The sequence below is a fragment of the Agromyces allii genome, assembly GCF_009749385.1.
Classification (GTDB): Bacteria; Actinomycetota; Actinomycetes; order Actinomycetales; family Microbacteriaceae; genus Agromyces; species Agromyces allii.
Map to the genome: position 1 here is coordinate 80594 of NZ_WBIN01000005.1, position 11290 is coordinate 91883.

At 71.6% G+C, this 11290-nt stretch carries 10 protein-coding genes; 7 read left to right on the forward strand and 3 right to left on the reverse strand.

Annotated features, from left to right (window positions below; translation table 11 throughout):
• Positions 1-2: 2 nt before the first annotated feature.
• The 3 genes from GQR16_RS07690 (at position 3) to GQR16_RS07700 (ending at position 1892) form a co-directional block, all read left to right on the forward strand.
• Positions 3-893, forward strand: coding sequence for an ATP-grasp domain-containing protein (locus GQR16_RS07690; RefSeq protein ID WP_157414574.1), 891 nt, complete (start codon positions 3-5; stop codon positions 891-893).
• 101 nt (positions 894-994) lie between these two features.
• Entirely contained in the window at positions 995-1678 is a 684-nt protein-coding gene (locus GQR16_RS07695; RefSeq protein ID WP_170298437.1) for an ArsR/SmtB family transcription factor, read from the forward strand.
• 1 nt (position 1679) lies between these two features.
• Positions 1680-1892, forward strand: coding sequence for a hypothetical protein (locus GQR16_RS07700; RefSeq protein ID WP_157414576.1), 213 nt, complete (start codon positions 1680-1682; stop codon positions 1890-1892).
• Positions 1893-2008: 116 nt separating this feature from the next.
• On the opposite strand, the gene GQR16_RS07705 is transcribed toward GQR16_RS07700, so the two are convergent.
• The 3 genes from GQR16_RS07705 to GQR16_RS07715 form a co-directional block, all read right to left on the reverse strand.
• Complete coding sequence (locus tag GQR16_RS07705; protein WP_170298438.1) at positions 2009-2890, reverse strand: SGNH/GDSL hydrolase family protein; 882 nt, start codon at positions 2888-2890, stop codon at positions 2009-2011.
• Positions 2891-3005: 115 nt separating this feature from the next.
• Positions 3006-5288, reverse strand: coding sequence for a polyribonucleotide nucleotidyltransferase (locus GQR16_RS07710; protein ID WP_157414578.1), 2283 nt, complete (start codon positions 5286-5288; stop codon positions 3006-3008).
• A 266-nt stretch (positions 5289-5554) separates the two neighbouring features.
• Positions 5555-7591 (reverse strand): glycosyltransferase, encoded by a 2037-nt coding sequence (locus tag GQR16_RS07715; RefSeq protein WP_157414579.1) that lies wholly within the window; start codon positions 7589-7591, stop codon positions 5555-5557.
• 137 nt (positions 7592-7728) lie between these two features.
• Between GQR16_RS07715 and GQR16_RS07720 the strand changes: the two genes are divergently transcribed.
• From GQR16_RS07720 to GQR16_RS07735, 4 genes are read left to right on the forward strand one after another with little or no spacing between them, the layout of a single operon-like run.
• Positions 7729-8436: a TetR/AcrR family transcriptional regulator gene (locus GQR16_RS07720; RefSeq protein ID WP_157414580.1), complete on the forward strand. Its 708-nt coding sequence runs from the start codon at positions 7729-7731 to the stop codon at positions 8434-8436.
• The gene (locus GQR16_RS07725) at positions 8433-9386 is read left to right on the forward strand and encodes an ABC transporter ATP-binding protein (RefSeq protein ID WP_157414581.1); all 954 of its coding nucleotides are present in this window, start codon (positions 8433-8435) and stop codon (positions 9384-9386) included. The genes GQR16_RS07720 and GQR16_RS07725 overlap by 4 nt, the downstream gene beginning before the upstream one ends.
• Positions 9383-11047 (forward strand): ABC transporter permease, encoded by a 1665-nt coding sequence (locus GQR16_RS07730; protein WP_157414582.1) that lies wholly within the window; start codon positions 9383-9385, stop codon positions 11045-11047. Before GQR16_RS07725 ends, GQR16_RS07730 begins: the two co-directional genes overlap by 4 nt.
• A 40-nt stretch (positions 11048-11087) precedes the next feature.
• A complete protein-coding gene (locus tag GQR16_RS07735) occupies positions 11088-11279 on the forward strand; it encodes a DUF5302 domain-containing protein (protein ID WP_067877772.1) in 192 nt (63 codons plus the stop codon).
• Positions 11280-11290: the final 11 nt, after the last annotated feature.

Consider the following 11290-nt stretch of genomic DNA (forward strand, 5'->3'; position numbering starts at 1 on the left):
CCATGCGCGTCGCGGTGCTGCGGTGCGAACGGCTCCCGAGCTTCGTCACGTGGGAGATCGACGACGTCGAGGCGCTGTTCGACGACGATCGGCGGCTGATCGAGGCGCTCCGCGAACGCGGCGTCGACGCCGAGCCCGTCGCCTGGTCGGCGCACGGCGTCGACTGGCGCGGGTTCGACGGGGCCGTGCTGCGCAGCACCTGGGACTACGTCGATCGGCCGGCCGAGTTCGTCGAGGTCCTGACGCGGGTCGACCGTTCCACGTGCACGTTGCTGAATCCGCTCGACGCGGTCGGCTGGAACCTCGACAAGCGCTACCTCGACGACCTCGAGCACCTCGGCGTTCCGGTCGTGCCCGTCGTCCGGGGAACGCCGGCCGACGCGCGGCGCCTCCTGGCCGCGGTCGATCTGGCGGGTTGGTCCGAGCTCGTGGTGAAGCCGGCCGTGGGCGTCGGCGGCTCGGGCGTCGAGCGAACGGATGCCGCGGGGCTGGCCGCCGTGCTGCGCGGGAGGCCGCCCGGTGCCGAGGTGATGGTGCAGCCCTTCGCGAACGCGATCCTCGACGAGGGCGAGCTGTCGTTCGTCATCGTCGGCGGCTCGCTGAGCCATGCGCTGCGCAAGCGGCCGGCGGCGGGCGACTTCCGCGCGCACGGAATCTACGGCGGCACGGTCGAGCGAGCGGATGCCGCGGCCGACGACGTCGCGCAGATCGCGTCGATGCTCGCCCGCCTGCCGTTCGACCTGCTCTACGCCCGGTTCGACGTGGTGCGCCTCGACGGGCGCCTGGCCGTGCTGGAGCTCGAACTCGTGGAACCCATGCTCTACCTCGACCGCGAACCCGGCAGCGCCGGACGCCTCGCCGACGCGACGATCGCCCGTCTCGAGCGAGCCTGAGCCGCCGTCGCGAAGCCGGCGCGCGACATCGGATCGCGATGCAAAGAACATCTTGCAAAGAAATGTTTGCAATACTGTCTTTGCAGAGGTACCTTTGCACCATGGCAACCAACGGACCCGCAGACCTCAGCTCGCAGCCCAGCAGCTCACGGCACCCCGGCATCGATCACGTGCTGCCGTCGTCGAGTCTCAAGTCGCTCGCCCACCCGTTGCGCGTGCGCATCTACGACGAGCTCTCGTCATACGGCCCGATGACCGCGAGCGGCCTGGGCGAACGCCTCGGCGAGTCGAGCGGCTCCACGAGCTACCACCTGCGCCAGCTCGAACGCGCGGGCCTCGTGCGCGAGGACACCACGCGCGGCAAGGGCCGCGAACGCTGGTGGGAGCGCACGCCGGGCTCGATCGCGATCCCCGACGCCCGATCCCTGCCCGCCGGCAGCGCCGAGCGCCTCGCCGTGAAGCTCGTCGAAGACGAGTGGTTCCGCTCCCGCGAGACGAACTTCCGCGAGTTCGTGCTCGAGGGAGACCAGGTCTTCGGCGACGAATGGCTCGACATCGCGACGAGCGACACCATCAACCTGCGCCTCACGCCCGACCAGCTCGGCGCCCTCGTCGCCGACATCGACGTCGTGCTGAAAACCTACATCGACGCCTACAAGCGCACCCCGACGCCGGGGTCCCGCCCGGTGCAGATCCACATCAACGCCTTCCCGCTCATGCGCGGGGAGCCGACCGCGGAGTCCGCCGACTCCGCCGACACCGCCGCCACCACGAAGGAGCCCTGAGATGACCACCGCCACCCTCTCCCCCGGCTCGGGCGCGCTCGCCTCGCTCGCCGTCCGCAGCGGCCTCGGCATCGCCGAGTGGGGCCTCCGACGCGCCGCCCGGCGCAACGACCGCGACCGCCTGGCCGCGAGGCTCGAGGCGCGGGCGACGGCCGCCGCCGCACTCGCCGAGCGCGACGCGATGATCCGCAGCAGCGTGCAGCAGCTGTACTGACGCCCGCCCGCGGCATCCGCTCGCTCGCGAGCCTGCCGCGTGCCCTCGCACACGACGGATGCCCCGCCCGAACGACTCGGGCGGGGCATCCGTCTGTTCGGGCCGCAGCCGACGCCTCAGCGGCTGAGCACCCGGTCGTTCGCGAGCGCCCGTGCGTAGCCGAACGCGTTGCCGAGCGCGTTCGGGTGGAAGTTCGCCGTCGCCAGCACGTCGGCCGGATCGAACGAGATGTACGGCAGCTTCGCGCCGATGCCGTGCCCGGCGAACTCCTGGGTCACGTCGACGAGCGTGACGCGCGGATTGGCGGTCGCTGCGACGGCGCCCGCGATCACGGCGTTCAGCGCATCGCTCGACTGGTTGACGAGGTCGCCGAGCGGCGCCACGCCGGGATTGAACAGCCGCGGGTAGTTCAGCACGACGACCTTCGCGTTCGGCAGCGTCGCGGCGATCGTGGAGTACAGGCCGACGAGCTGGGGCCCGAGCGCGGCGAGCTTCGCAGCGCTGAGCGCGAGGGCGCTCTTGCACGGCTCCACGGTCGGATCGGGGTTCACGGCGCAGGCCGCGAGCACCTCGTTCGACCCGGCGTCGATCCCGCCGACCGTGAGGGTGACGAGCTTGGTGCTCTGGCTCACGCCGACCAGCTGCGCGCCGGTGGCGGCGACCGTCGCGCCCGAGCACGCCTTGTTCTCGGTCAGTCGATAGAGGCTGAAGAGCGCCGCGACGGTCGGGTAGCTCGTGTACCTGCTCTGCTTGCAGTCCTCGGAACGATAGGGCGGTGCGCCCTGACCCGCCGTGTACGAGTCGCCGAGCGCGACGTACGCGCGCGCTGCGGGGGGCGACCATCCGGTCGCGACGGCGGATGCGGCGCCGGATGCGCCCGTGGTCGGCAGTGCGGCTGCCGGCGTGGCGGCGAGGCCGGCGACCAGCGCCGTGGAGATCAGCGCGAGGGCGCCGAGACGAGACGGAAGCCCCCTTCTTAAGCGAGCATTCTTCATCATGGGGCGCACCATACTCCCCGCCGTCGACGGCAGGCAGCCCCACTTCGCGTGGCAGACGACGGATGCCCCGCCCGAACGAGTCGGGCGGGGCATCGGTCTGCGTCAGAGGCGGTGACTACGCGTCAGCACCCTCTGCGGGCGCCTCGGCGTGCGTGCCGGAGGTCTCGCGACCCTCGGTATCGGCGTCTTCGGCCACGACCGGAGCGAGCGAGAGCTTGCCACGGTCGTCGATCTTCGTGATCTCGACGAGGATCTTCTGGCCGACGCCGAGCACGTCTTCGACGTTCTCGACGCGCTTGCCACCGGCGAGCTTGCGCACCTCGCTGATGTGGAGCAGGCCGTCCTTGCCGGGCAGCAGCGAGACGAACGCGCCGAAGGCGGCGATCTTCACGACGGTGCCGAGGAACTGCTCGCCGACCTCGGGGTTGGTCGGGTTGGCGATCGCGTTGACCTGGGCACGGGCGGCCTCGGCCGACGGGCCGTCGACGGCGCCGATGTAGACGGTGCCGTCCTCCTCGATGGAGATGTCGGCGCCGGTCTCGTCCTGGATCGCGTTGATCGTCTTGCCCTTCGGGCCGATCAGCTCGCCGATCTTGTCGACGGGGATCTGCACCGAGATCACGCGGGGCGCGGTCGGGGCCATCTCGTCGGGAGCGTCGATCGCGGCGTTCAGCACGGCGAGGATCGTCGTGCGAGCCTCCTTCGCCTGCGTCAGCGCGCCGGCGAGCACCGAGGCGGGGATGCCGTCGAGCTTCGTGTCGAGCTGGATCGCGGTGACGAACTCCGACGTGCCGGCGACCTTGAAGTCCATGTCGCCGAGGGCGTCTTCGGCACCGAGGATGTCGGTGAGCGCCGCGTAGCGGGTCTCGCCGTCGACGGTGTCGGAGATGAGGCCCATCGCGATGCCCGCGACGGGTGCGCGCAGCGGCACACCGGCGTTGAGCAGCGACAGCGTCGAGGCGCAGACCGAGCCCATCGAGGTGGAGCCGTTGGAGCCGAGGGCCTCGGAGACCTGACGGATCGCGTAGGGGAACTCCTCGCGCGTGGGCAGCACGGGCACGAGGGCGCGCTCGGCGAGTGCGCCGTGCCCGATCTCGCGACGCTTCGGCGACCCGACGCGACCGGTCTCACCGGTCGAGTAGGGCGGGAAGTTGTAGTTGTGCATGTAGCGCTTCTTGGTGACCGGGCTCAGCGAGTCGATCGACTGCTCGAGCTTCAGCATGTTCAGCGTGGTGATGCCCAGGATCTGGGTCTCGCCGCGCTGGAAGATGGCCGAGCCGTGGACGCGGGGCACGACCTGCACCTCGGCGTCGAGCGGGCGGATGTCGGCGAGGCCGCGGCCGTCGATGCGGACGCCCTCTTCGAGCACGCGCGTGCGCATGACCTTCTTGGTGACCGACTTGTAGGCCGCGGAGACCTCGGCGTTGGCCGACTCGGGCAGTTCGCCCGCTTCGACCTTGGCCGCGACGTGCTCCTTGACGCGCGACTTGAGCGCGTCGTCGGCGTCTTGACGCTCGACCTTGCCGGCGATCTTGTAGACGTCCTTGAGCTCGGCGCTCGCGAACGCCTCGACGGCGGCCTTGACCTCGGCCTGGTAGGGCGGGAAGGTCGGGTAGTCGGCGGTGGGCTTGGCGGCGGTCTTCGCGACCTGCTGCTGCGCCTCGACGAGCTGCTTGATGAAGGGCTTCGACGCCTCGATGCCCTGCGCGATGACCTCTTCGTTCGGCTTGACGGCGCCGGCCTGGATGAGGTTCCACGCGTTGTCGGTGGCCTCGGCCTCGATCATCATGATCGCGACGTCCTGCGAACCGTCGTTCTCGGTGATGACGCGACCCGCGACGACCATGCTGAACACGGCGTCTTCAAGCTGCGAGTGCTTCGGGAACGCGACCCACTGGCCGTCGATGAGCGCGACGCGCACACCGGCGACGGGGCCGGAGAACGGCAGGCCCGAGAGCTGCGTCGAGAGCGACGCGGCGTTGATGGCGAGCACGTCGTAGAGCTCGTCGGGCTCGATGGCGAGCACGGTCACGACGACCTGGACCTCGTTGCGCAGGCCCTCGACGAACGAGGGGCGCAGGGGGCGGTCGATGAGACGGCAGGTGAGGATCGCCTCGGTGGAGGGGCGGCCCTCGCGACGGAAGAACGAGCCCGGGATGCGGCCCGCGGCGTACATGCGCTCTTCGACGTCGATGGTCAGCGGGAAGAAGTCGAAGTGGTCCTTCGGCTGCTTCGAGACGGAGGTCGCCGAGAGCAGCATGGTCTCTTCGTCGATGTAGGCGACTGCCGAGCCCTGCGCCTGCTGCGCAAGGCGGCCGGTCTCGAACCGGATGGTGCGGGTGCCGAACTTGCCATTGTCGATGACGGCTTCGGCGAACGTGATTTCAGGACCTTCCAAGAGGTCTCTCTCCTTTGTTTTTCGTCGCACCCCGTATGGGCGCGACTCGTACGTCAGGAGCAGGAACAGGCAATACGAATCGCATCAGGACGATGGGTTCACGCTGGCCACCAGTAGAAGTCCACCATTCGATCGTGTCGTCGATTGGTGATCCACCACAGGGGACCAGCTTCCTGCCGGCCTGCTCCGTCAGCCGCCTCTCGGCACCGTGCACCTGCACGGCGACCGTTCGGCAACCTCGAACAGCCTAGCAGAGGGGCGGTTTTTCACCCGTGAACAGCGGATGTCGCCCCGGCGACGTCGAGCACGGGCTGCAGTTCGGGGCGCTTCGCGTCGCGTCCGTCCCCCGCCGTGCGGCCGCGCAGGCGCCTCGCGACCCATGGCGCGGCGTGCCGCACGAGCCACTCCGCGTCGCCGATGTGGCCGTCGCGCGCGGACGCGTCGTCGGCCGCGGCGTCGGCGTCGAGCTCGTGCGCGGCCTGCTCGAGGGCGCCGAGGGCCGCGGCATCCGGAACCCCGAGCGCCCTGGCCGCCTCGTAGGCGAGCGCACGGTGCCCGGCCGAGTTCAGGTGCACGCGGTCCTCGGCCCACATGCCCTTGACCGTGAGGGCGGGCATCGCGGCGACGTCGAGCACGATCGACCCCGTGTCGTGGCCGATGCCGACGATGCGGTCGGCGAATGCGGCGAAGCGCGCCTCGTAGAGGCGGGAGGCGGGGCGCTGCGGCATGAACGGGGTGACGAGCAGCACGTCGGCGCCCGTCGCACGCACGGCGGCGACCGATGCGGCGAGCCGGTCGGCGAGCGCGTGCACGTCGGGTCGCGGGCCGACGAGGTCGTTGGCGCCGATGAGCACGCTCACGAGGTCGGCGCCGAGCGCGGCCGCCTCGGGCAGCTGCGTCTCGACGGCGTCGGCGACCTTGCGGCTGCGCACGGCGACGTTCGCGTACGACACGCGGTCGCCCTCGGGGCTCGCGAGGGCGAGCAGCATCGCGAGGCGGTCGGCCCAGCCGCGGTACTCCCCCGCTGCCATGCGCGACGTGTCGCAGAGCCCTTCGCTGAGCGAGTCGCCCACGGCGACGTAGCGGGTCCAGCGGGGCGGCGCCTGTGGGGCGGATGCCGCGGCACGGCGCTCGCGCGTCGTGACCGGCGTCGCGACCCGTCCGGAACCTGCGACCGCGCGTTCGTAGTGCCCCAGCAGCTCGTCGCCGAGCACGTCCCACCCGCGCCCGTGCACGGCCTCGCGCGCCCGGACGGCGAACGCCCGGCGCTTGGCGTCGTCGCCGACGAGGTCGCGCACGCGTTCGCGGAACTCCACGAGGTCGCCGGGGCGGTAGAGCCAGCCGTCGACGCTGTTCTCGACGAGGTCGAGCGGGCCGCCGCGTCCGGTGGCGACGACCGGCACGCCGCTCGCGAGCGCCTCCTGGATCGTCTGGCAGAACGTCTCGCTCTCGCCGGGGTGCACGAACACGTCGAAGCCGGCCATGGCCTCGGCGAGCGCGTCGCCGCCGAGGAAGCCGGTGAAGACGGCGCTCGGCAGCATCCGTTCGAGCACGGGCCGCGACGGGCCGTCGCCGACGACGACGAGTCGGGTGCGCGGCAGGTCGGCGATCGCGCGCAGGTCCTCGACCTGCTTCTCGGGTGCGAGCCGGCCGACGTAGCCGATGACGACCTCGTCGTCCGTCGCGCCGGCGACCCGCCTGCGCCAGTCGTCGCTGAGTCGCGAGGGCGCGAACCGGTCGGTGTCGACGCCGCGCCGCCAGAGCGCGATGCGGTCGGGGTCGACGTCGAGCCCCGTCAGCCGGTCGACGGCCGAGCTCGAGGGCGCGAGCGTGATCGTGGCGCGCTGGTGCAGCTTCGCCATGTGCCGTGCGAGCGCGGGCGCCGCGCCGGGCACCCCGTAGCGCTCGGCGTACGACGGGATGTCGGTCTGGTAGACCGCGACGGTCGGGATGCCGAGCGACTGGGCCGCGACGACCCCTCGCCAGCCGAGCACGAAGGGCGATGCGAGGTGCACGACGTCGGCCTCGTGCTCGCGCAGGAGCGCGGCGAGCTTGTGCGAGCCGGCGAGCGTCACGCGGACGTCGGGGTAGGTCGGCAGCGGCATGGAGGGCAGCAGCACGGTTCGGGCGCCGTGCAGGTCGTCGAACGACCCGTCGCGCGGTGCGCCGCCCGGCCCGGATCGCGGGGCGATCACGAGGGCGTCGTGTCCGCGTCGCTCGAGGTGGCGGAGCACCTGGAGCAGGGAGTGCGTCACGCCGTTCATGTGCGGGAGGAACGATTCTGCGAGGAGTGCGACCTTCACACCACCAGCGTGGGGCCTGATGAGCCGTCGTTTCGCCCGTTCGCGCCCCGCTTCGTCGAAGGTTCACCTGCTGGTCGCCGACGGTTGGGCCTCCGTCCCTCTGGACGATTGCTATACACGCGTGTAGCATCCGATACATGCGTATAGCCGAGGCGGATCCCACGAGTGAGACGGCCGCCGTGCCCGACCCCGCGCCGAGCGACCTCACGACCCGTGCGCGCCTGCGCGACGCCGCGATCGAGTGCTTCGCCGCCGAGGGGTTCGGCGCATCGGTCCGCACGATCGCGGCCCGCGCCGGGGTCAGCGCCGGCCTCATCCGCCACCACTTCGGCTCGAAGGACGCGCTGCGGGCCGAGTGCGACGACGCCGTGCTCGAGCGCCACCGCACGCTCAAGACCGAGGGGCTCGAGTCCCCCGCGAACGCCATGGCGCAGCTCGCCGAGGCCGACGAGCACGGCGCGATGCTCGTCTACATCCTCCGCAGCGTGCAGGACGGCAGCCCGGCGGGCGCCTCGTTCATCGAGCACCTCATCGCCGATGCGGCCGCGTACTCCGAGCAGGCGGTCGCCTCCGGCATCCTGCGCCCGAGTCTCGACCCCGTCGGGCGTGCCCGGCTCATGGTCACCCAATCGGTCGGCGGGCTCATCGTGATGCTCTCGCTGCACCCCGAGATCGACCTGACCGACTTCAAGACCGTGCTCGCCAAGACCTTCGAGCAGATCGCCCTGCCGTCGATCGAGCTCTACACGAACGGCGTCTTCGCCGATTCGACCTATCTCGACCAGTACCTCGCGTACGTCGAGGCGCAGTCACCGAACGCGCAGTCACGAACGGAGCAGTCATGAACGCAGCATCCACCCCGGCGATCGAGGTCGCCGGACTCGTCAAGCGCTTCGGCGCCGTCACGGCCCTCGACGGCCTCGACCTGCGCGTCGAGCAGGGGCAGGTCATGGGCTTCCTGGGGCCGAACGGGTCGGGCAAGTCCACGACGATCCGCATCCTGCTCGGCATCGCACGCGCGGATGCCGGTGCCGCGCGCCTGCTCGGCGGCGATCCATGGCGCGAGGCGGTCGAGCTCCACCGCCGCATCGCCTACGTTCCGGGCGACGTGAACCTCTGGCCGAACCTCACGGGCGGGCAGGCGATCGACATCCTGTCGCGCCTGCGCGGCGGAGTCGACCGCACCCGACGCGACGAGCTCGTCGAGCGTTTCGACCTCGATCCGGGCAAGAAGGCGCGCACCTACTCGAAGGGCAACCGGCAGAAGGTCGCGCTCGTGGCTGCGCTCGCCTCCGACGCCGAGCTGCTGATCCTCGACGAGCCCACGTCGGGGCTCGACCCGCTCATGGAGGGCGTGTTCACCGACGTCGTGCGCGAGCTCGCGCACCAGGGGCGCAGCGTGCTGCTCTCGAGCCACATCTTCGCCGAGGTCGAGAAGCTCTGCGACTCGGTCACGATCATCCGCGCGGGCCGCACCGTCGAGGCCGGCACCCTCGCCGACCTCCGGCACCTGCACCGCACGTCGGTCTCGGTCGTGCTGCCCGGCGGCGCGGGCACGCTCGCCCGGCGCGCCGATCTGCACGACCTCGCCGTCGACGGCGAGCGCGTGAGCTTCACGGTCGACGACGCCGAGCTCGGCGGCGTGCTCGCCGACCTCGCAGCGCGATCGCCGCGCTCGCTCGTGTCGACCCCGCCCTCCCTCGAGGAGCTGTTCCTGCGTCACTACGGCGTCGAGCTCCCCGCCACCGACGATGCGGCCGGTGCCGCGGTCGCCTCGAAGGCGAGCGCGTCATGACCGCGCTCGCACCGGCGCCGTCGCGACCGACGCCTGCGACGCCCGGGCACACGCCCCCCGTCGCCGCCTTCACCGCGTTCCCCGACCTCACCCGGTTCGTCCTGCGCCGCAACTGGCTTCGGCTCGCGATCTGGGTGATCGTGCTCGTCGGCATGGTCGCGATGGTCTACGAGTCGCAGCGGGTCGCCTTCCCGACCCAGGAGTCGCGCGACGCCTACGCGGCCGTCGCGAACACCCCGGCGGTGGCCGCGCTCACGGGTCTGCCCTACGGCGCAGGCACGCTCGGCGGCATCCTGAACATCAAGATCTGGATGACGCTCGCCGTCTCGATCGGGTTCGCGTCGATCTTCCTGCTCACCCGCAACGGGCGCGCCGAGGAGGAGAACGGGCGCACCGAGCTCATCCGGGCGGGCGCCGTCGGGCACCACGCCTACAGCCTCGCGAACCAGCTCGTCGTCGGCGGGCTCAGCGTCGCGATCGGCCTGCTCATCGGGCTGACGTGCATCGGCCTCGGCCTGCCCGCCGAGGGTTCGCTCGCGATGGGCGCGTCGATCGCGGGCGTCGGCATCGCGTTCCTCGGCATCGCCGCACTGGCCGGGCAGCTCACGTCCACGAGCCGGGCCGCCAACTCGCTCGCCTCGATCGTGCTCGGCGTCTCGTACCTCGTGCGGGCGATCGCCGATGTGCAGGCCGAGGGCGACACCCCGAGCCCGCTCAGCTGGGCCTCCCCCATCGGCTGGGCGCAGAACATGCGCTCCTTCGGCGAGAACGTGTGGTGGCCGTTGCTGCTGCTCGTCGGCCTCGGCATCGGCGGATGCCTCGTGGCCGGCGTCATCGAGTCCCGGCGCGACGTCGGCGCCGGCGTGCTGCCCGACCGGCCCGGCCCCGCGCGTGCCACCGGTTCTCTGGCGAGCGTGCTCGGCCTCGCCGTGCGCCTCGAGCGCGGGCCCATGATCGGATGGCTGCTCGGCGGCCTCGCCGGCGGCCTGTTCTACGGCGGCGTCGCCTCGGCGATGTCCGACCTGCTCGACTCGGGCAACGCGTACGCGAAGGCGTTCATGGGGCAGGCCGACTCCGTGCTCGACGGCATCGTCGGGCTCTTCGTCATGGCGACGGCGATGGTCGCCGCCGCGTTCGCCGTGCAGTCCGCCACCTCGGTGCGCCTCGAGGAGGCTTCCGGCCGGCTCGAGCCGCAGCTGGCGGGGGCGGTCTCCCGCACCAGGTGGGCGCTCACGCACTACCTCGTGGCCGCCGGGTGGGGCATCGTGATCCTCGTCGCCTCGGGGCTCGTGTTCGGCCTCGCGTTCGCCGCGAGCCAGTCCGACCCCGACCAGGTGCCCCGCATCCTCGCGGCCTCGACCGCCTACATCCCGAGCCTGCTCGTGCTCGTCGGGGTGACGGTGCTGCTCACCGGGTGGCTGCCGCACCAGGCGATCCTCGTCTCGTGGATCGTCTACGGCGCGAGCGTGATCATCGCCATGTTCGGACCGCTGTTCTCCCTGCCCGACGAGGTCATCGACGCCACGCCCCTCGCCGCGACGCCCCGGGTTCCCGGCGTCGAGCTCCAGGCCATGCCGCTCGTCGTGCTCTCGCTCGTCGCGCTCGCGTTCTGGGCGCTCGGGCTGCTGCGATTCCGGGCGCGCGACCTCACGCAGGCGTGAACGGGGCCGGCGTCCGATCGCACGCGCCTAGACTCGAACCATGAGTGCCGACGACGACAAGACCACCACGGGCCCCTCCGACGACGTCAAGCGCAAGTTCCGCGAGGCCCTCGAGCGCAAGAACAAGCAGCAGCGCGGCGGCGAGGCGCACCTCGACGGGCGCGGTGCCGTCGACCACGCGCAGGGCAACGCCGCGACGAAGCAGGAGTTCCGCCGCAAGAGCGGCGGGTGAGCCGGGCCGCG

Bases quoted from the DNA above. Each gene is read 5' to 3' on its own strand.
- GQR16_RS07690 (WP_157414574.1), top strand. From the start codon at position 3: ATGCGCGTCGCGGTGCTGCGGTGCGAACGGCTCCCGAGCTTCGTCACG.
- GQR16_RS07695 (WP_170298437.1), top strand. From the start codon at position 995: ATGGCAACCAACGGACCCGCAGACCTCAGCTCGCAGCCCAGCAGCTCA.
- GQR16_RS07700 (WP_157414576.1), top strand. From the start codon at position 1,680: ATGACCACCGCCACCCTCTCCCCCGGCTCGGGCGCGCTCGCCTCGCTC.
- GQR16_RS07705 (WP_170298438.1), bottom strand. From the start codon at position 2,890: ATGATGAAGAATGCTCGCTTAAGAAGGGGGCTTCCGTCTCGTCTCGGC.
- GQR16_RS07720 (WP_157414580.1), top strand. From the start codon at position 7,729: ATGCGTATAGCCGAGGCGGATCCCACGAGTGAGACGGCCGCCGTGCCC.
- GQR16_RS07725 (WP_157414581.1), top strand. From the start codon at position 8,433: ATGAACGCAGCATCCACCCCGGCGATCGAGGTCGCCGGACTCGTCAAG.
- GQR16_RS07730 (WP_157414582.1), top strand. From the start codon at position 9,383: ATGACCGCGCTCGCACCGGCGCCGTCGCGACCGACGCCTGCGACGCCC.
- GQR16_RS07735 (WP_067877772.1), top strand. From the start codon at position 11,088: ATGAGTGCCGACGACGACAAGACCACCACGGGCCCCTCCGACGACGTC.